Origin of the sequence: Terrimonas ginsenosidimutans (genome assembly GCF_022012415.1) — a bacterium.
Taxonomy (GTDB): Bacteria; Bacteroidota; Bacteroidia; order Chitinophagales; family Chitinophagaceae; genus Terrimonas_A; species Terrimonas_A ginsenosidimutans.
In genome coordinates this window covers 29,158-49,118 of the sequence record NZ_JAKLTR010000011.1, presented here as the reverse complement: position 1 = coordinate 49,118, position 19,961 = coordinate 29,158, and the positions used below count along the sequence as shown (strand labels likewise).

General features: G+C 45.0%; 15 protein-coding genes. 6 read left to right on the top strand and 9 right to left on the bottom strand.

What is annotated here, in order from left to right; translation table 11 throughout:
- Positions 1 to 160 precede the first annotated feature (160 nt).
- The 4 genes from LZZ85_RS16795 to LZZ85_RS16780 all read right to left on the bottom strand — a co-directional run bounded on the left by LZZ85_RS16795 (position 161) and on the right by LZZ85_RS16780 (position 3,243).
- Entirely contained in the window at positions 161 to 757 is a 597-nt protein-coding gene (locus LZZ85_RS16795) for a short chain dehydrogenase (RefSeq protein WP_237874495.1), read from the bottom strand.
- Between the two features lie 158 nt (positions 758 to 915).
- A complete protein-coding gene (locus LZZ85_RS16790; protein WP_237874494.1) occupies positions 916 to 1,656 on the bottom strand; it encodes a PIN domain-containing protein in 741 nt (246 codons plus the stop codon).
- 253 nt (positions 1,657 to 1,909) lie between these two features.
- Entirely contained in the window at positions 1,910 to 2,557 is a 648-nt protein-coding gene (locus LZZ85_RS16785) for a hypothetical protein (RefSeq protein ID WP_237874493.1), read from the bottom strand.
- Positions 2,558 to 2,679: 122 nt separating this feature from the next.
- Positions 2,680 to 3,243 (bottom strand): Crp/Fnr family transcriptional regulator, encoded by a 564-nt coding sequence (locus tag LZZ85_RS16780; protein ID WP_237874492.1) that lies wholly within the window; start codon positions 3,241 to 3,243, stop codon positions 2,680 to 2,682.
- 268 nt (positions 3,244 to 3,511) lie between these two features.
- Here LZZ85_RS16780 and LZZ85_RS16775 point away from each other — a divergent pair, with 268 nt between their 5' ends.
- Positions 3,512 to 4,678, top strand: a complete 1,167-nt coding sequence (locus LZZ85_RS16775) for a TlpA disulfide reductase family protein (protein ID WP_237874491.1) — start codon at positions 3,512 to 3,514, stop codon at positions 4,676 to 4,678.
- An 81-nt stretch (positions 4,679 to 4,759) separates the two neighbouring features.
- On the opposite strand, the gene LZZ85_RS16770 is transcribed toward LZZ85_RS16775, so the two are convergent.
- Positions 4,760 to 6,085 carry a T9SS type A sorting domain-containing protein gene (locus tag LZZ85_RS16770; RefSeq protein WP_237874490.1) on the bottom strand — a complete coding sequence of 442 codons (1,326 nt, stop codon included), beginning with the start codon at positions 6,083 to 6,085 and terminating at the stop codon, positions 4,760 to 4,762.
- Positions 6,086 to 6,249: 164 nt separating this feature from the next.
- On the opposite strand from LZZ85_RS16770, the gene LZZ85_RS16765 reads away from it, so the two are divergent.
- The 3 genes from LZZ85_RS16765 to LZZ85_RS16755 all read left to right on the top strand — a co-directional run bounded on the left by LZZ85_RS16765 (position 6,250) and on the right by LZZ85_RS16755 (position 10,553).
- The gene (locus tag LZZ85_RS16765; protein ID WP_237874489.1) at positions 6,250 to 9,174 is read left to right on the top strand and encodes a sensor histidine kinase; all 2,925 of its coding nucleotides are present in this window, start codon (positions 6,250 to 6,252) and stop codon (positions 9,172 to 9,174) included.
- Complete coding sequence (locus LZZ85_RS16760) at positions 9,167 to 9,904, top strand: LytR/AlgR family response regulator transcription factor (RefSeq protein ID WP_237874488.1); 738 nt, start codon at positions 9,167 to 9,169, stop codon at positions 9,902 to 9,904. The genes LZZ85_RS16765 and LZZ85_RS16760 overlap by 8 nt, the downstream gene beginning before the upstream one ends.
- A 211-nt stretch (positions 9,905 to 10,115) precedes the next feature.
- Positions 10,116 to 10,553: a hypothetical protein gene (locus LZZ85_RS16755; protein WP_237874487.1), complete on the top strand. Its 438-nt coding sequence runs from the start codon at positions 10,116 to 10,118 to the stop codon at positions 10,551 to 10,553.
- Positions 10,554 to 10,659: 106 nt separating this feature from the next.
- Here the strand turns inward: LZZ85_RS16755 and LZZ85_RS16750 are convergent, their stop codons facing one another.
- Positions 10,660 to 11,229: a dihydrofolate reductase family protein gene (locus LZZ85_RS16750; RefSeq protein WP_237874486.1), complete on the bottom strand. Its 570-nt coding sequence runs from the start codon at positions 11,227 to 11,229 to the stop codon at positions 10,660 to 10,662.
- Between the two features lie 262 nt (positions 11,230 to 11,491).
- Here LZZ85_RS16750 and LZZ85_RS16745 point away from each other — a divergent pair, with 262 nt between their 5' ends.
- Positions 11,492 to 12,655: an aspartyl protease family protein gene (locus LZZ85_RS16745; protein WP_237874485.1), complete on the top strand. Its 1,164-nt coding sequence runs from the start codon at positions 11,492 to 11,494 to the stop codon at positions 12,653 to 12,655.
- A 144-nt stretch (positions 12,656 to 12,799) separates the two neighbouring features.
- Here LZZ85_RS16745 and LZZ85_RS16740 read toward each other — a convergent pair whose 3' ends face one another.
- Positions 12,800 to 14,941, bottom strand: coding sequence for a tetratricopeptide repeat protein (locus tag LZZ85_RS16740; protein ID WP_237874484.1), 2,142 nt, complete (start codon positions 14,939 to 14,941; stop codon positions 12,800 to 12,802).
- Between the two features lie 294 nt (positions 14,942 to 15,235).
- Here LZZ85_RS16740 and LZZ85_RS16735 point away from each other — a divergent pair, with 294 nt between their 5' ends.
- On the top strand, positions 15,236 to 17,137 hold the full coding sequence (locus tag LZZ85_RS16735; protein ID WP_237874483.1) for a redoxin domain-containing protein: 1,902 nt from the start codon (positions 15,236 to 15,238) through the stop codon (positions 17,135 to 17,137).
- Between the two features lie 802 nt (positions 17,138 to 17,939).
- On the opposite strand, the gene LZZ85_RS16730 is transcribed toward LZZ85_RS16735, so the two are convergent.
- Both LZZ85_RS16730 and LZZ85_RS16725 read right to left on the bottom strand, forming a co-directional pair.
- Entirely contained in the window at positions 17,940 to 18,857 is a 918-nt protein-coding gene (locus tag LZZ85_RS16730) for a helix-turn-helix domain-containing protein (protein WP_237874482.1), read from the bottom strand.
- Positions 18,858 to 18,975: 118 nt separating this feature from the next.
- Entirely contained in the window at positions 18,976 to 19,812 is an 837-nt protein-coding gene (locus tag LZZ85_RS16725) for an SDR family NAD(P)-dependent oxidoreductase (RefSeq protein ID WP_237874481.1), read from the bottom strand.
- Between the last annotated feature and the right edge of the window lie 149 nt (positions 19,813 to 19,961).

The following is a 19,961-nucleotide window of genomic DNA, read 5'->3' as shown; positions in this document are numbered from 1 at the left end:
TATAGAACTGATAAGGCAGGAAGACGGGAAGACTTTTTTTAAGAAGTCAGGAACGCTGCGATTCGCCGGTTTCGAAGAATAATACATGCAGAGAAAGATGTCTTCCTGGCTATCCGGGCCTGCGTGTCAGATCAATCCAGGTTATCATGCGACTCTTTGCTCAATGAATCTCTAACACCTTTCCGGTTGCTGCACCAAGAACACTTTTTACATACGCAGCTGTAACCTCCTTCATGGCAACGGGGATTTCCCCTGGAAAGAAAGGGAAATATTCAGGCGAATCTTCCACCACATTTGGACTGACAGCATTGATGCGTACACCATCTTTTAGCTCAACCGATGCTGCTTTAACAAATGAATTGATCGCTCCGTTGACCATAGAGGCGTTCGAACCTCCGCGAACGGGATCATTTGACAGAATGCCAGACGTCAACGTAAACGAACCTTTCTGATTGATATAGTGCTGCCCGATCAGCACCAGGTTCACCTGCCCCATGAGCTTGCTGTTCACCCCTATACGATACTCCTGATCAGTGGTCTGTTCCCAGGGACCGAAGTATGCAGCACCTGTTGCAGACACAAGTGCATCAAATGATTTCAACTGCCTGAACATATTTTCAAGCGACGCAGGATCTGTAATATCCGCCTGTATATCTCCACTCTTACTTCCTACACGGATCACCTCATGCTCTTTTTCAAATGCAGAAACGATCTGCTTACCGATTGTGCCGGATGCTCCGACAATGATAATTTTCATGATCAATGCTTTTAAATGTTGACTCCACCAGACAATGATAACACATGAAAATAAAACAGGTTCAATATACGGGGAATCTCAGTAAGTCAATTTAATCGAATCATTTTCACTATGGTATAATTACCTGCTCCGATCAACGTGGAAAATGAGGTTAAAAATCAACCAGCGTTAACCGCAGGTTGCTGGTGATTTACTTTCTCACTAACGGTTTCGAAAGTCCAGAACTGACGAACCGTGGGCTCGCATGGATAAAGCAGTTCCTGTGCTCGTTTGGCGACAAGTGCCTTTCCTTTTTCCGGATCGTCTGTAATCTCTTTTAAGTAGTGACCGATATCAATCGCTTTTTCTTTCATCATCTGAAGCAATTTCCCGGCAGTCTTTTTAAGATGACATTTTTCCATCCGTTGCAACAATTCTGCTGGCGTCACCGGGGGATCGCTCAGGCTCACCAGCTCATCCACAAACATTTCGAACTTGCCCGCACGTCCACCGATCATTCTAAGCAGGAACTCATCCGGGGTAATAGCCGTGATCCCAAAACGTTTGAGGTAGGTTTTCGGAAAGTCTTTCACATTCCAGGTAACCACTACATCAGACTCACTGACGATTGCGGTAGCCAGAACATGGCGATCCTGCATATCAGGAAGCGTCAATCCCTTTATAAGCCTCGAAAGACCCGATATCATCGCATCCGGAAAATCGGTATTCATCGCCACAGACATCCGTTCCAGGTCTGCACGATTCAGCTCTTTTCTTGTTGAAGCAAGGCTGCCGATCCATTCTTTATGGATCTCCGCATTCCAGAATGGCTTGTACATTTTTACTGTCGCAAAATATAATAACAAATCACGCGCAGTTGAAGAATATAAAGCACAGGCATCCAAAGTAGCTCTTTGCATAATGATCCGGTTTAACGATGTAGAAAATCCATTTGTATATACTCAGCTGATCAGTACTACAAGGTAGATCTCCTGCATAATTTGACCGAAATAAAGCGCATGTTTTTTGGCCGGATTTTCAGGGAAAATCACCGGAAGAAAATGAGGAAAATATCATGGCCTTGCGGTCATCATAAACAGCCGGCAAACCTGCAACAAACACAAACGCTATTTCATTTCTCCTGGCACCATGATGGCCACCATCTGAATCACATCATTCTTTCTTTTTGACGAGTACAAGTGCAACGATCACGATCCAAACCAGCACAGCAGCCAGAAAGATCCGTAAACCCATTAACCTGTTGGCTCCCGCAAATCCGCCAAAGAATATCGCGATCATTGCTACTGCGAGCAATAGTCCGGCAATACCTATCCACGACTGCATCCTTTTTGTTTGAAGTATTAGCACGGACCAGCACAGGATGCCCAGGCTGAATGCACCGGTATAGATATAGTCAAACGCCTTGTTGACGGCAAAACTATATCTCACCACAGATTGCAAGCCATTGATTGTTTCTTCCGTTGCATCAGCATACCCTCTTAAAAAAAGTGGCAGCACTACGCCATTGGTTGCGCCGGCCAGCATAGCGGCAATAACACCGATCGATATAAAAGAAAATCCAAGAACAGATGAAAATCTATTTGTACCCAAGAAGCCTGTTAATCCCCAAAAGCCCGCCCACCCTATAGGCAAAGCCAGCATGGCAGCACCATGTGTGATGATGATCAGGTTCGACTTCCTGATCAATCCCGGTATGTTAGAGCCGGCAGGATGCAATACCATCGTAAAAAGCAACAGTATGGTAAAAACAAGCAGGGCTATCCCAGCGTTCTTTGGAATTGGTTGGTTATTGTTTGTCATCCAACAAAACTATCGGAGCAGCTTTGTTTCAGCCTTGACGAAAATCAAGAAATGCGGGGGCAGCGAAAACCGCCGGGAAATATATGGTATCCCGCCAGATCGCCGCTTATCCTGGCATTTCCCTACAGACTGATCTTCTTTCTTATCCTGCTCAGGGTTTCGGGCGTCATTCCCATATAAGATGCAATATGCTTCAGTGGAAAATGCTGCAGCAATTCCGGTCGCGTACTTAATAATTTTTGATACTTCTCCTCCGGGGTCAACCGGTTCTGCTGAAACTCCTGGCTGCGCATCCCCATCTCTAAAATCATCATCAGGCGAAAAAACCTTTCGGAGATCCTGGCAAGATCGTGGATGTCGCGCGCATGCAATGCCAATACCTCACTGTCGGTTGTCGCCTGTATACAGTTCTGTGATGGCTGCTGAGACACAAAGCTTTTATACTCCAGCATCCATTCATTATGTACATAAAGGTCAATAGTTGATTCTTCGCCTGCCTCATTCACATTAAAATGCCGGAAATAACCCTGGTTGATAAAATATACAGACGAACATGTTTGCGCTTCCCTGATAAGAAACCCGTCCTTAGGCACTTGCCGTATACTCAGTCTTTCGATCAATAAAGACAGTTGCTCTGCCGGCGGAGACACAATGCGGTTGATCGATTCAATGATTGACTGGAACATACAGACTGGTTATTGCTCAGCAAATTACAAATCTTTGCTCTCAGTCGCGTGATCTTGGTGTTTAACCGGGGCATCACCCTGACGTAACATAGGCGCTCACTCCCCGGTCGAACGCAACCACACACTCGCTTATTTCACTGCCAGCTCTTCCATTTATATGCCACTGATAAGGTTGATCAATAAAGAAATAAAAATTTGTCCGATAACCTCCTTCATTGCCACACCGGCGGCTTTGATTATATTTACATTAACCTTATACGCTTGCACTATGTTCAGACTTGTCTCTTTTATACTGCTAACTGTCCCGCTGTTTGCCCGCTGCCAATCCAACTCCCTTAAACGACAGCCCGGCGAGGTCCTGATCAAAGGAACATTGAAAAATATGACACATCCTGTTCCTTATATCTATATAATTGCGGCTGATGGTATCAAAGGGGATGTTGACAGCGTGCCTGTCGTCAACAATCAATACTCGTTCAGATTTAAGCCAAACGTACCGACGGAAATCACCCTATACACTAAAAGCATTCATGCCCCGGACGTATATGATGCGGACAGTAAATACCTGATGGCATTCAGAACAGAACCTGCCACTGTAAATATCGTTTCTACCAATAACATCGTCAACTCCAAAATCACCGGGTCAAAAGCGCACGTTGAGCAAACCCGCTATGAAGCCGGCCGGCAACCAGTAGTTGATCTTATGGGAAAATACAGTTCACTGTATCGTGATAAAAAGGCCAGTACTGATACAGCAGGATTACAAAAGCTTAAAAACAGCTATGATTCTGCCTATGCAACTTCTAATAGTTACACCTGGAATTATCTTCAATCGCACCCGGAGTCTTTATTGCGGGCTTATTTACTTAGCATGTACACTTCTTCTCTTAAAAGCACTTCTGATCCTGACGACATAGCTAAAGTTGAATCTTTTTTTGAGGAATTTTCAGAGGCAGAACAGACGGGGTATTTTGGAAACAAGGCATGGAAAAGACTTGATGCCTTCAAAATTCCAATTGGCAGCATAGCGCCATCTTTCGTTCAAAATGATACGCTGGGCAAACCCGTTTCTCTTCAATCATTCAGAGGGAAATATGTACTGATCGATTTCTGGGCAAGCTGGTGTGTTCCGTGCCGCAGGGAAAATCCTTATGTAGTGAAAGCCTATCAGCAATTCAGGGACAAAAATTTTACTATACTGAGTGTATCACTTGACAAAGCGGAAGATAAGGACAAATGGATCAAGGCGATCAATACTGATGGACTTAACTGGACGCATGTTTCGAGCCTTGATCATACGGACAACGAAGTGGCCAAACTATATAGGGTAACATCCATTCCGCAAAATTTCCTGCTGGATCCGGAGGGCAAGATCATTGCAAAAAATTTGCGGGAGGAGGCGTTGGAAGAGGCGTTGAAGAAATTCATCAACTAAAAAAGAAGACGGCAGTTTTTCCCCATAAACAAAAGGAAAATCTGCCGTCTTTAAAGAATAAAATCCAGTTGCATATCAGTATTACCGGACCATGAACGAGATCGATTCCGTCCATTTTCCGTTTGCATCACTGATCTGTACCAGGTATCTGCCCGTCCCGGTTACCCCGGTATTTATTTTCCAGGAAGTACTACTTGAAGCATCTGTGATCATTTGCTGTTTAATGACCCTGCCATCCCCGCTTAGCACTTTTACATTGACCGCTTTTATTCCTGCGGGCAGCGGTTGCATTCTCTTCAGATTGATCTCGCTTTGTCCACGTTCAATATAATTCGGATACAAACCGAAAGCAGCAACTGCACTTCTCTCTGCCTCGAGCTTTACAGTTTTGGAATAGGTCGTTGTTCCATCCATATCCACCATTCTCAATCTGCAAAAGGATACCTGCTGTGCGACCGGCAGCGTGAATTCATAAGCATATAACTGCTCATAATTGAGCTGGTTCTTTGCATTCACAAATCCGATCGTTTCAAACCGTGATGCATCTGCTGATGTTTCTATATAAAAGCCCTTCACGTTCTCCTCCATTGCCGTTTTCCATTGCAATTTCGCTTTGCCGTTTTGCGAACTTGCTGAAAAGGATAGCAGGTTCAATGGAAGTGCGGAGCCAACTCCAAACGATGTACTGCTTAGCGGAACTGTCCCAGCAGTTGCAAGCGTCCATTTTGTATAATCTGCAATGGCAGCACGATATTGTGCAATGGTCATCCCTGTTCTGTCTCCATTGTATTGTCCGCCATTGGCATTTCCCAGCACATAAACATGATTGGAATCCTTAAGATCCGTTGGACGGTAGCTGGTATTGCTGGCTGTTGCGCCTGAACTAAGCCACCCAGCCTCCCCGCTGGTGGATTGATAGCCCATCCCAAATAACAACGTCCCGGTAAAAGTGACCGCAGCGCCTGATGCAGGTGTATTTCCCTGAAAAATAAAAAGTTGATCTCCCGTTGAAGTGCCGAGCAGAATAGTGGTTGTGGTCGCACCGTTAGCGTTATAGGTCTGTACGGTGCCTGTATTAGCTGTATTGCCGCTTATACTGATCACGGACCCGGGAGCAAGCTCGGCATTGGCGGTCCATACAGCAGTTTGTTCCGAATTACGGTAGCCATTCGTCGAGGTGGACGTCAGTCCCGGTCCATTGAATGCGTTGTCGGTGATCTTTATTACTGTACCGATCTGGACCGTTTTCCATACAACAAATGCATAATTTTTCGGCGTTGCGTTAGCGTTAAAGCCAATAAGAGAAACATCCCCCTGGAGCAGGATTGTTTGCGCGTGCGCTTTAAACAGTATCAGACATTCAATAAAAAAAATGCAGGAGATCCGGGCGATAGTTTTGCGTGGCATGCTTCATGATTTGGATTAAAGAGGCAAAGCAAATCTATCAAGGGCACAGAAGAATGAGCGACCGCTGGGAACGTAAAAGGCGCAGTTTGACCGGCTATTCAAAGGTCCAGGCGACCGGATATCTGTTCTGCATCTTTCATTTGATATACATAGCTTTGAGCGTAATGAAACGACCACTGCCTCTACTGATTGCTACCCTGGTATTTTTTACAAACCGCTCCTCCTCCCAGGAATTTTCATTTTCCGCTAGTATCAGGGACCTAAACCTTCCCACTCAGGAAGTATATAAAGTGATCCAGGATAAAAAAGGCTATCTCTGGTTTGCAACAGAATTCGGGCTCTACCGCCATCAGCAAGGCAGCACAACACCGATCCGCGCCGACGCATCGGCTAATCATACAGCTGTAATGAGTGTTTGCGAAACCAGTGACGGCACGATCATTTTTGCAACTATATACAGAAAAGTATTTTTCGTTCAACAGGATACGGCCATCGAATTACCTTTCAGTAAAAATGGAAGGCTTCTTCAAAACAGGGAGATCATATATCACATGCTGGAAATAGATCAACACCTGTTCATCCAGAGTTCCGCCGCCACTTACCGGATCTCTACCGATTATTCCAACGCTGAAGTAATAGAGCCTCCACTATCGGATGCGTTTCCTGTGATCACCCTGAAAGATTTTTTGCTGCCTGTTAACCGGCATTTTAATAACCATCCCGAACAATTTGAAAACCCCGTTAAACCATTGGAAATTTGCTTTCCCGGATCGAAAGCACCAAACGTCCATATCAAAAAATGGCCTGACGCAATTGATCAGTACCGGATCCTGACAACGAAATGGAAAGATCTCCACGCTGTAACCTTCAGCCGCACTTTGCTCCTGATCTTCAATGATGGCCGGATAAAAAAGATGGACCTCCCGTCACCTATCATTGCGTTAAGAGCGGATAAAAAAAATGGATTGTGGGTCGGCTTATATAAACACGGTTATTTCTATTTTGATGATCCGTCATTGAAGGATCCTGTTACAGGACTGACCGGCATTTCGGTTTCCGACATTTGTGTAGACCGTGAAGGCGGTATCTGGATGACCTCACTTGAACGTGGCGTACTCTTCAGCAGCGGAACCTTCCTGTTACAGCACACGTATGACGCACAGGATCCCACTCCCTACAAATCACTTTACGTTTCTGCAGATGGAATTCTCGCAGCAGCGCATGGAAAACCAACGATGCTGATCGGCGATCGCGGACTGGTCACACACATCCACCCGAGAAAATTCAATGAACCGGAAGCGCTGGTGGCATATCTCGAAACAAAACACTCAAGGCTCTTTTTTAACCATACTTCCCTCATTGAACAAAGCCATTTTAAAGTCCGACCGCAAAAAAAAATGATGGGGCCGGAAATATTTACAGCCGCAATGCTTTGGGACGACAGTACCTTGCTCGCGTTTTTACCAAGCAGTTCGTTCCTGTATAGCAATGGAAGGAAAACATCGTTACCACGGGCGCCAGAGCTGATCTATCATTTGCTAAAAACCGATAGCAGCAGCTTTTTAGCCGCCAGCCGGACCAGCGCATACTTTGCGAGGGATCCGCATAACCCATCCATGAAAAAAATTCCGGGCGATAATGGTCGTGTGGTCCAATTTATCAGCACGTCTAAAGGCAGTACGTTTGCACTGATACAGCATAAAGGTTTATGCATTTTCCAACGGGACAGTTTGAGAACGGTCATTCCCTCCTCTCCCGGGCAGATGTACTATGCAGGTACCGAAAGCATCCCCGGTGAGATCTGGATCTCGTCAAATGAAGGCGTTTGGGCTTATAAAGAAAATGACCTGCTGACCAGATCCGGCATTACTGCCCGGTCTGTTACCGATCATACGGTTTATTCCTTTGCAAAACGGCACGACCGGATGTATTTAGCCACAACCATGGGTGTGATCAGTATGCCCATAAACATCGACGGAAAAAAAGAAACCGGCTTCCCCTTATATCTCCAATCATGGAATGCCGGCGATAAAATGCTTTCGATAAAGGACACTTCTTCATCCATTACATTTGACTATAAAACAGGAGCATTGAGCTGGACGTTTGATATCGCCTCCTTTCGCTCACAGCCCGCCACGCTCCATTATATCCTCAAAGGCCCGCAAGCTGATTCCGGCCTCATTAATGGTCAGCATTTGCAATTAGGAAATCTGCGTCCCGGGAAATACGATCTTATGGTTTGGGCTACCCGCAATGATGGCGCCGTTTCAAACGTCTTCACACAGTCCTTCCGTATTGCTCCTCCTTTCTGGCAGGCAGCATGGTTCATTACGCTGGTATTGATAACGATCATTTCCACGCTGGCTGCAATCACCTGGCTTATCACCCGCCGCGTGCGGCAAAGGGAACAGCTGAAACGTAAAATGGAAAATGAACTGCTCTCCATCCGGCTACAGGCATTACAGGCACAGATGAACCCGCATTTTGTTTTCAACGCGATCAACAGCATCCAGTTATTTATACTCGAACACAAGGAACAGGAAGCCTATCATTATCTCACACAATTCAGCAAACTGATCCGGCGTGTACTGACGCAGTCCCGCAGTCCACTTGTTTCCTTATCAGACGAACTGGAAACTTTAAGGCTGTATGTAGGGTTGGAACAGCTTCGCTTTCCGGATAAATTTGATTATACGATCCAGGCAGATCCATCATTGAATACGGCAAGAATATACCTGCCGGTGATGCTCCTGCAGCCCGCCATTGAAAATGCCATCGTACATGGCATTGAAGATAATGGCGCGCAGGGAAAGATCTCGTTGCATATCACTCATCAATCGACAGCAGGAACAATATCCTTCAGCATTAAAGACAATGGTGCCGGCAAAAGGAAAAATATCAGCAAGCTCCCATCGAAACCCGGCCATGAATCGGCGTCATCCGTGATCAATGCAGAACGGATCGCAGCATTGAACAAGATCTATAACACGGATAAATTTTCATTGCTGATACAATCATCATCCAATGAAATTGTATCCGGCACTACTGTAACTATTTCCATACCTGACAACCTGAATGCAGATGCATAAATACAAAGCACTGATCGTTGATGATGAACATTCCGGCCGCGCGGTACTCAGCCGCTTGCTTCAGTTATACACGCCAGAACTGGAGTTGATCGGAACGGCCGGCACTATTGAGTCTGCCCGTGATCTGATCAGTACAGAGCATCCCGATATTGTCTTTCTTGACATCCGCATGAACCAGGAATCAGGCTTTGATCTGCTCGAAGATGAAATGCATCGTTCATTCGCCCTGATCTTTGTAACGGGGCATGACGAATATGCAATCCCAGCGATCCGGGCTGAGGCAGTTGATTACTTATTAAAACCTGTGGATGTGCTGGAGCTTAAGCAGGCTGTAGAACGTGCAAAGAAAAAACTGCATACCGTTCCGGCTTCTGTCAGGGAAACAGGTGAATCTGTTTTTACAGAAGGTTCGTTGACCGTGCACCTGCATTCACAGGTCCTGATCGTCCATCCTGAAGACGTGGTGTATGCTGAAGCGAACCGGCGTTATTGCAAGGTCGTCCTTGCTGATGGCAGATGCTTTACAGTGCCAAAATCGTTGAGTGAACTTCAGGAGCTATGGCCCGCTCGACGGAAATTTTGCCGTATCAGCCGGGGGATCCTGCTGAATGTGAAGTATGTTGAGTCTTACTCAAAGACATGGCCCTGCCTGATCCATGTGGCGGGAGGAATGACCTTCCAGGTTTCGAGAAGAAAAAAAGCAGAGGTATTGGCTGTCCTGGGCGAGTAGAGAATAATGACGCTCCATAAATATCAGATTCTTTTGATCACGCCGGATTCGACGAATATTCATGTCAGGTCAAGTATTATCAAACAGACCTCTTAAGAATGTTCTTTTCGCTGTATACCCATTGATAATCAGAATTTTTAGATAATATTTATTGAACTGCTTGATTGGCCCCTCTGCCAATGCAAAATTTTCCATCACTAAACTTACCACCATGCCAGGAGTTTTCCGCATTATCAACCGGTCACCAAAGCAACCACAGGTGACATTATCAGCACAGGATGACAATGAAAATGGATTCAAAGAGTATCTCGAACGTTTATTAAAAATGATCCCGGGAGAGATGATCGGCTTTTACATGATCGGATCAGGATTTATCCCGAAAGAATATGACAAATTACAGGCTGTATGGGCTGCGTTATGTCTCATCCTGCTGATCCTGATCCGGGTCTGGGGTACAAAAGACAAGGACAAGGATCTGCCGTATCAGAAATTTCCAGTGTTCGTATCTTCCATTGCGTTTATAATATGGGTGTACTGGATGGGAGCTCCTTTTGTTCCATGGAATCTCCATCTGCCATGGGTTGGATCTCTGGCTATTTTGATCTGGACATTCATCATCCCTTATTTCTATTCGGGAGATCCGGAATAAACTTTCTCTTTGCATCTCATCTTGCTTTGATCAATGCGGACCACGCAGTAAATGCACTTGCCTGGTCATCATTGATCAAAGAACTGTGCGAAAACCGTTCTTTATTTTATCCCCGCAAATATTTATTCAGCACTTTCCCATTCTTATACGCCACCGAACTCTCCAGCTGTAATACTTTCCTTTCTTTAAAAATGGAAAGCCCTTCCCCAATTGCTACAGGATTTATAATAATGTAATATTCATCCACCAGGTCTGCGCTGATCAGTGAACTAACAAAATCTGCGCCTCCATATACCATGATATCTTTGCCTGGCTGATCTTTCAGCGCGTTCACAGCGGTTACAAGGTCGCCGTTCTCCACTTCAACATTCCGACCTTTGATCTCTGTTTGCGTTTTGCTGAAAACGATCTTCCGGTGATCCACCATTAACTGAGCTAATGGTTGCTCAGGACTATCCGGCAGGTTATCGACAACGTTCTCCCAGTGTTTGACAAACTCCGGTGTCATCTTGCGGCCAAGCAGGATGGTATCGCAGGTGTCTGCAAGTTCAATTACTTTCAGAAAGGCGGATGGGTCTTTTTCGGCATTGGGGAGCCAGATCCAATCTAATTGTCCGTCAGGGCCAGCCACAAAACCATCGATGGTTGTTTGAACCTGTAGTTTTAATTTTCGCATGGAAGTCGTTTTTTGAAGTTGATTTTTATATTCAAATATCTGTATAATGTTTCTGATGGGAAGGGTGGATACGCGACTAAAGAGTGGGGCATTTGCGGAGCGGACAGTTGTCCTCCATCGCCGTCAGGCTAAGATCAACTGCGGTAAGATTCCTGCGGATTTGCGCATTGATCTGCGAAACCTGCGGGAACCTTACCCCAGCCGGCCTCAACATTTTGAAGAATGGTCATGAATATGCATACGCAAGTCATATCTTTATCGCATGCGTAACCGACTTATTTTCCTGGCCATTATCTGCTTATCACAGCAACTGGCATTCGCCGCCATTCGCATCCCTTTCCGCTTCAAGAACGGGTTGATCATTGCAGATTTTAATCTCAACGGTAAAAACAAAATACCTTTCGTTTTTGACACTGGTGCGTCTACTACCGTAATCGATTCTACAGCTGCACAGGCACTGCAAATGAAAGCAGAAGGGCGTCAGACCAGTATTGGCGCAAGTGGGCCTGTGTCATTACCCGTAATTTATGGTCAGCATATTCTGCTTGCGAAAGATGAAACAGTTAATCTCACGCAATGTGTGGTCGTTAATCTCCAGGCATTGCGCGAACGAAACGGCGAAGATTTCTTTGGTATTATTGGCTATGATCTTCTAAAGAACTATTTCACATCGATCGATTATGACAAGAAAGACCTGATCTTCGATACGAAACTTCCGGATGCATTGAATGGATACAGCAAACTGCCATTCACGTTTGGGAACAGCATCACCATACCACAGCTTCCCCTCTCCATCACCCTGTCCGGTGGAAAAAAATTGGAAGGATCTGTGTTTTTTGACAGTGGCGCGGCATTAACATTGCTGGTCAACTCGCCTTTCAAAAAAGACAATCTTTCCGCTGATGCGATCGGAAAATCGATCATATCCAAAAGCCGGGATCTTTCCAAAGAAAATCTGCTGGAAGAAACAGCGATCGAATCAATACAATTAGGTGAGTTCAGGTTTACTTCATTACCAATCAGCCTCTCTTCCGATCAGCAGGGCGTAAGTTCCTATAAAGGATATCTTGGCATACTCGGCAACAAGATCATCAGCCGTTTCAATGTTGTACTGGACTACAGAGAGAAAGTCATTTACCTGAAACCAAACCAGCTTCATGCAGCTGCATTTGAATTTCCGATGGCCGGATTGCGCTTTAAAAAGATCAATGGAAAAGTATTCGTCGCCAGTGTTGTGGAAGGAAGCCCAGCTGCTGAAAAAGGATTTAAAGAGGAACAGGCGATCTATTCTGTAGATGGATATAAAGGCAGTGATCTTGACAGGATCAATAAATTGCTGCAACAGGAAGGAAAGACGATCGTGATCACGATCTCTGCGAATGGAGAACATCGTGATGTAGAACTAAAACTGCAGCGCCTGTTGTAATTGCCACACCAGAATAGCGAGCGCTATTGCGCAGCATTTATCTTTTGTAAACTAATTTTCTTTGCCCTCCTTCTATCTCCCCGGTAAAAAAAAGAGTTGCCTTACGGGGCAACTCTGTCTACCTTAAACCTTAGAACCAAAAAACTATTTCGGATAGATCCCAATGTTTGGATTCACCTGAACAGGCGCCGGAGTAAAGACACCTTTGAACGGACCTTCATTGAACTCGATACTTGGCTCCATCCCGGAATTGATACCAAAACGCCAGCCTACTTCACCACTGGCCGAACCATTGTCCATCACACCCGTCTTACTCAAAGCCGGCGGAACGGTATAGCCTGCAGAAAGACCTGCTCCGAATTTCATTCCCATATCATAGATACCGGTCTTACCATCATGTGTGATATAGAAGGTCTGACTAAGTTTTAGTTTGACATTTCCTACAAAACCCAGGTCACCTTTTTTACCTTCGAGATCAAGGCCGATACCGATGCTAAGCGTAGATTGCTTTGTTCTGAAGTTCTGGCTGAAGCTGAACAATGCGCCTTCACCACCTTTAATAGTGATCGATTCACAGTTCACATTTACCTTCCCAACAATAAAAGGAAGATCGATATTCACCGGGCATTTGAAATTCCACTTAGCAGCTAAACTCATTGTATCCGGAGAATGACCGATCGGTATACAGGAGGATGTTAGTGGTTCCGGCGGAGTCAGTTCCCGTAGCCTGCTTACGTACTGCGCAGCCGCGCCATAAAAAGCCGCGTTACCCATTGCTTCGTTAGGAGCAGACAAAAATCCTGCACGGGAATATTCATAGAACAGGTATAAATAAATGCGTTGTTTCTTTTCGCGATAATTTTTTTCTTTGGTACCACGGTCGGCCAGGTATTCATTAGTGGCCTCATCAATCTTTACACACATTTCCTTCCGGAGTTTATCTATCTCCACACAGCCTTTTCCGTTTCCTTCGCCACAGGGTATTTTCTTTATCCGCTCGAGATAACTTTGCCGGATGCTTTCCTCTTTTTTCCGGTAGGACTCTGCGAGTTGCTTTTGCTCCTGCTCATATTTTGGTTGATTCGTTTGTTCATCATCCAGCATATGGTTGAGGTAGGCAACACGCTTGGGCATCGTCCGGGCAGTCATTGCCGCGAATGTGCGGCCTGTTGCTATGGAAGCCATTTTGCGCGGATCATTCATGATGCTTTTCATCATCTGTTCCAACTGGCGCGTACCTGCTTTCTCGTATTCACTTTTCACAGGGCCCAGTTTTTCACGCTCTGCATCCAATTTGTCCCGGAAACTTGCTTTCTCTGCGATCACCGCTTCAGCATCTTTAATGGTCATTTGTGCGCGGGGTAGCTTGAACTTGTATTCATTGAAGTAGTCGGGCAATTCCGGCTCTCCAGTATAGCCTTTATATTTATCCGCCATGCCGGTTTCTTCAAGGATCGCCATAGCCGTTTCAGAATAACCACCTTCCAGTGAAGCTGCGGCATATTCAGCTGCTTTGGCGGTGTTCCCTTCAGCTTTTGCGATCTGCGCAAGAGTGTTGTTTGCCTGAGGATGTTTGGAAACTCTGGCTGCCCGTGCCAGGTGCACCTTTGCAGTATCTTTTATTCCCAGGGCAGCGTAGGCCTGGCCCATATTATTGGCAACAAGTGGATCTTCCGGATGTTTGGTGACGAGATAACGAAGGATGGGAACCGCTTTTTCCGGAGCTCCCCCAATGATCAGTAATGCGCTTAGGTTATTCAGCATCAGGCCGTCGCTCATGTCCTTTAAGCATGCCTGTGCCATCAACGCCATCGCTTCCATGGGTGACTTTGCGAAATACCATCCGTATACAGATAATTGGTGCAGGGTTGCCTTGTCCTTATAACGCTCAGTCATTTTTGCGATCTCTTTCTTCTCTCCATCACTGGCCTTCTCAATGATCTTTTTATAGATCGCATCCACATATTCCTTTAACTCAGCAGCATTCATCGTTGTTTTAGGAATAGCGGTAACAACCGCTGTATTAGGCTTTGGAAATTCAGGCGCCATGGAAGCTGCCATCATTCCATTCTTTTGTCCCTCTTCGATACGTTTTTGCGCCTCCTGTGCCATCTTTTTGATCTCAGCCCCATTCGGCATCTTGTCCAGCTCTTTCATATGCTCCTGCAGCAACTTCATATCCTCTTCCGAAATATTCTGTTTTTTGTCTTTTTTCTGGGCAAAAGTCCCGGAACTGAAACAAAAAAGACACAGCGCGAAGAGTACGGATTTTCTCAGAAAATTCATTTTAAAAATTTCGGCGAAAGTTGAGAAAAACAACGGGCGAGGAAAGGAGAACTGAGGTGAACCGGACGATGTAATAGCTGAACGTGCAAAATCGGATGCCGAGATCAAGGCCTGTCAATTTCTTTACCCCTAAAAGTTAGCGCACATACTGATAATGAGTCTTCGTTTTATTATTCGTCCGGCATATATTCCTTAACTTGCTTTTACGCCTTATCTCTCTTCAAACCCACATCCAGACTGATGAAACGACCATTCTATTTATCCTTCCGGGTATCAAAATTCCTGTGCGTTGCTATGATGACTTTTGCTTCAGAAGCAGGATCAGCACAGCAGCTGGTATTGGAACCCGCCATGCCCGAACGCGGGAAAGCAGTGAAAGTTATATTCACCCCTGCAATCGATACGAGTGGGCAAAACCTTATTACACAAGCGGACACATCTGTAACGATGGTATTCTCCAGCTCCAACTTCTATAATACAGCCTATCGTTTACCAATGCAGCGGGAGGGCAAACAATGGACAGCCTCTATTTATCTTGATCCCCGCTATGCATCTTATGCCACCTTCACGCTGGAAAGCGGCGCCCGCATTCAAAAGCCCGCAAAGAACAAGCATTATGAAATACCGGTTTATGCTAACGGCGTCAGGGCGAAAAATAGTTTCCTTTATGAGAATTACAGCCTTCCATCGCAGGTAGGAAAAAGCCCGGAAGTTCCCAAACTTCAGCGCGCACTGCTGGAAAAAGAACTTGAATTGTACCCGGATAATTATGAAGCGAAAGTCAGGCTCCTGCATAACAAGATGAACAGCACTGACGGTGAAGAAAAAGAACAGTATCGTCAACAGGCCTTAAAAGTGATCGCTGATAATTTTTATAAAGAACCGGGTAATGCCGGTCTGCGTGATAAAACAACAATGGGTTACCTGATCATTGGAGAGAAGACAAGGGTTGACTCCATCCGACAGGTGATCAAAACGAAATATCCGAATACGCCAGCCGGTTATGAAATGCTTACCTCAGAAATTGAAGAGATCGAAGACAAAGAAGAAAGAAAGAACAAGGCAGAAGCATTGCTGAAGACGACACCCGCTGCAAACCTGGAGAATGTACTGGACCTGCATCAGATACTCGCTACGTACTATGCGGAGGCGAAAAATAGCCGGAAAGTCAGTTACCATCTTTCACAATTCAAACCAGACACAACGCCTTATTACGGGCCGACGTTGCTTAAATGGTCGAAGATGCTGCTTGATAATGGTATTCTTCCCGATACAGCACTCGCCTATACCGAACGTGCGTATTCACTGGCCGTTCGCTTTCCGGCTGGTGTAATTCGTTACTGGCCGGAAACAGGATATGTACTCCCTTACGTGGATCCCCTCATAAAAAAGCAATCTGAGCAGGCCGCCCGGGCTAATAGCCTTTCCCTGAAAGCCCTGATCCTTCAAAAGAAAGGCGATCAGCAAAAAGCAAAGGAGGCATTGCAGAAAGCACTATCCTTATCCGATGACGGAACGACGCTGGAATATGCAGCCATCTATTATCGCGTAAACAAAAACTACGAAAATGCATACCAGCTTTCGAAAAAAATAGTGATCAATAACCAGGAGGACACCGCCGCTCAAAGATTGATGTATGAAGATTATATAGACTGGAAAAAAACAGAAGAAGGCTGGACAAAAGAAATGAAAGAGGTGGGAGAACAATGGAAAACGTCCATTCTGGCGACGCTAAAGAAAGAACGGATCAACAAAACATTACCGGTAATGGGCAATCTCGTTAATATCAAAGGAGAACCGGTCACTCCATCAGCTATGAACGGAAAGATCGTGGTGATCGATTTCTGGGCCACCTGGTGTATTCCCTGTATGAAGGAAATGCCGTATCTGCAGTCGGTATATGACCGGTACAAAGACAATCCAAAAGTGATGTTCATGGTGGTGAATAGCGGATCGGGCAATACGCTACAGGATGCGCAGAACTGGAATGGAAATAAAAAGTACAGCTTCCCGGTATTTTATACGGATGATAAGATGCTTGCGGAGAATTTCGGATTTGGAGTGATCCCGGCCACGTTCATCACTTCTACGGACGGGAATATTAAGTTCAGGAATATCGGTTTTGAAGGCCCGGCAATAGAATATAAACTGGCGACGGCAATTGAGCTGTTACTCTCTGAAACAAATGTACACTAGTACCATTCCAAGCTACATACAATACCCTTTGTAAATTTCTTAATCGTTGAATATCGTCAATGCATAGTCCGGCTTATTGTCTGTCACCTTCAGCAAAAATAGCGACAACCCTTTGCGAAGAAATCGACACGTGTACATACCAAATAGAAAGGAAAAGGTAGACCTGAACCATGGCCTTTTGATCTATGAAAATCTGTTCAATAATTCCTCGCATTCGAGCGCTTCCAGACCACTAAACAGTTCAGGATAGCACCTGCCAGAAACAGCCATAAGGTTGGCAAATATTGACTTAATATTTCACCGAATGTGGGCTCATGGAAAAATCGGCCGCGGTCGGAAAAGTCGAAAAGAGTGAATCCAAGGATAATGATAAATGCGAAGGCGAAGCATAATCCAAAATAAAACAAATAAAAATTACTGAAGCTTTTACGTCTTATTCTAAGCTTCGTAAAGTAATTTATCAACAAAAATATAGCGAGGCCAAGAAGGAATAAGGGAAGCCCGTACACCAGCCCCAAAACCAGAAATTGACCGAAATTCAAATCTTTTCGTTCTAAGTCTACGGCAAAATATGCAAGAAACATGCAACCTACGAAGGCAATAAATGTGGCCAAAATTGTTCTTGAAACCATTTACATAAACTTTAATTGCTTACAGCATTCAACTATCTTGTCACTTTGAAACGTCGAACCCTTTCATTTTTTTAGGAAAACCGAGTGACCAGGATCCTCATGATGCAATCCGCCTTCAGAAGCAAGTCATCGAACCAGGAACCTGCGCCAACATAAACTGGAGCGGCCGCTCAATTAAACGACTGCCTGAACTCTCCCGGTGATAAATTCGTTTTTGATTTGAACAACTTGCTGAAAGATTGTGAATGCTCAAACCCTAACTCATACGCAATTTCACTCACTGACAAACTTGTCGTAGACAATTTCTCCTTCGCTTTTTCAATCAGCTTCTCATGAATATGATGCTGCGTACTCTGCCCCGTCAGCACTTTCAATAAACTGCTGAGATAATTCGGAGACACTGCCAATTCTTCCGCAATAAACTGAACAGAGGGCAGTCCTTTGCTTAACAACTCCGCATTATTAAAATAACGATCAAGCACGTCTTCGAGCTTAGTTAAGATCTGATGATTATTGATCTTTCTTGTAATGAACTGGCGCTGATAAAAACGTTCGCAATAATTCAGCAATAACTCGATCTGCGCTACAATGATGTTCTGGCTGAATTTATCAATATTCGAATGATATTCATGCTGGATATTCTCCATTATTCCTTTAATGACCATTTCCTCTTTCTCCGACATAAATAACGCTTCATTCACCGCATAACCAAAAAAATCATACTGCCTGATGGTTTTGGCAAGCGATGTATTCCACAAAAAATCAGGATGAAAGAACAGGAGAATGCCTGTGGGTTTCACAACGGGTTTATCCACTGTTATATTGATCAGTTGACCCGGGGAAACGAAAGAGATCAACCCTTCATCAAAATCATACTGTTGCTGACCATACCGGAACTTCCCATTGATGCCGCGTTTCAATCCGACCGAATAAAAATGTTGTACCCAACTGATCTCCTTTTCATCCGTTGCGTATTCTACGAGGCTGTAATCAACAACGCTGACAAGCGGATGTTCGGGCTTGGGCAGCCCGCTCATTTGATGAAATTCGCTGATCGTATTGAATTGAAATGTTTGCTTTGGCTTCATGATAACAGTAAAGTGAAGATACAAAATGATGAAATAAGCAGAGGGATCAAACAGGAATTACACGACCGGCCAGAAGCATTCCTTCGCCTCAAACCGGTCGGTATAATTCATCCACTGATCAGAAGTCTGTTGACCTGCTCACCGCTTCATACTTTTTCAATTCATCACCAATGGCCCTCAGTTGATTTTCAGCCATTCCAAACGCATCGCTTCCGAGGAAAAGGTGGATTGGTTTTTCGTCTCTTTCCGCCACTTCGATCAAAGCTGTTGCCGCCTTTTCAGGATCTCCGGGCTGATTACCTGGAATTTCATTCTTATGAACTGCCTCCAACTGCCTGGCTTCCACATAAGAGTCAATTGGATTTTTAGGCAGATTCAACGAACCTTCCAGTAAAAAATTGGTTTTGAAATACCCGGGATAAACCACCGTAGCGCTCACGCCAAATGATCTCACTTCAGCAGCAAGCGATTCGGTAAATCCTGCCACGGCAAATTTGCTGGCGCAATAAATTCCCCAACCGGGAAAGCCCGCAAAAAATCCTCCTATAGAAGAGATATTGAAAAACGCTCCTGATCTTTGCTCCCTCCAGTAGGGCATTATCTTGCGGATCACATTCAACGAACCAAATACGTTCACATCGAAATTCTGACGAGCTTCCTGATCTGTCAGCTCTTCAATAGTTCCTAACTGACCATACCCCGCATTGTTTACTACCACATCGATCCGTCCGAAAAACCGGATCGCTTTTGCGATGGAGGTTTCCACACTCTGCTCATCCAGCAGATTCATCTGCAAGGGAAGGAAGGAAGAAGAAGCGCCAACCGCCTTTGTGATCGCGTCGAGGTCGCGTGTTGTGGCGGCTACCTGGTAACCTTCTTTGATCAATGCCTTTACAAGTGATAAACCGAGACCTTTTGATGCGCCGGTTACAAACCAGACTTTGTTCTTTTTCATATTGTTTTATTGTTTTTGACAACACAAAAATGAAACGGATTTATTCGTTGGATGTGGTCAAATCTATGATTGTTGTAGCCGAATCATTGAGGACTTATTTGCCGGAAGCCCGGCAGGCTTTTTTTTCGACGGGAGCGTCGAAAGGCTCT

Coding starts and splice junctions, on each gene's coding strand:
- LZZ85_RS16795 (WP_237874495.1), bottom strand. CDS start 757: ATGAAAATTATCATTGTCGGAGCATCCGGCACAATCGGTAAGCAGATC.
- LZZ85_RS16790 (WP_237874494.1), bottom strand. CDS start 1,656: ATGCAAAGAGCTACTTTGGATGCCTGTGCTTTATATTCTTCAACTGCG.
- LZZ85_RS16785 (WP_237874493.1), bottom strand. CDS start 2,557: ATGACAAACAATAACCAACCAATTCCAAAGAACGCTGGGATAGCCCTG.
- LZZ85_RS16780 (WP_237874492.1), bottom strand. CDS start 3,243: ATGTTCCAGTCAATCATTGAATCGATCAACCGCATTGTGTCTCCGCCG.
- LZZ85_RS16775 (WP_237874491.1), top strand. CDS start 3,512: ATGTTCAGACTTGTCTCTTTTATACTGCTAACTGTCCCGCTGTTTGCC.
- LZZ85_RS16770 (WP_237874490.1), bottom strand. CDS start 6,085: ATGCCACGCAAAACTATCGCCCGGATCTCCTGCATTTTTTTTATTGAA.
- LZZ85_RS16765 (WP_237874489.1), top strand. CDS start 6,250: ATGAAACGACCACTGCCTCTACTGATTGCTACCCTGGTATTTTTTACA.
- LZZ85_RS16760 (WP_237874488.1), top strand. CDS start 9,167: ATGCATAAATACAAAGCACTGATCGTTGATGATGAACATTCCGGCCGC.
- LZZ85_RS16755 (WP_237874487.1), top strand. CDS start 10,116: ATGCCAGGAGTTTTCCGCATTATCAACCGGTCACCAAAGCAACCACAG.
- LZZ85_RS16750 (WP_237874486.1), bottom strand. CDS start 11,229: ATGCGAAAATTAAAACTACAGGTTCAAACAACCATCGATGGTTTTGTG.
- LZZ85_RS16745 (WP_237874485.1), top strand. CDS start 11,492: ATGCGTAACCGACTTATTTTCCTGGCCATTATCTGCTTATCACAGCAA.
- LZZ85_RS16740 (WP_237874484.1), bottom strand. CDS start 14,941: ATGAATTTTCTGAGAAAATCCGTACTCTTCGCGCTGTGTCTTTTTTGT.
- LZZ85_RS16735 (WP_237874483.1), top strand. CDS start 15,236: ATGATGACTTTTGCTTCAGAAGCAGGATCAGCACAGCAGCTGGTATTG.
- LZZ85_RS16730 (WP_237874482.1), bottom strand. CDS start 18,857: ATGAAGCCAAAGCAAACATTTCAATTCAATACGATCAGCGAATTTCAT.
- LZZ85_RS16725 (WP_237874481.1), bottom strand. CDS start 19,812: ATGAAAAAGAACAAAGTCTGGTTTGTAACCGGCGCATCAAAAGGTCTC.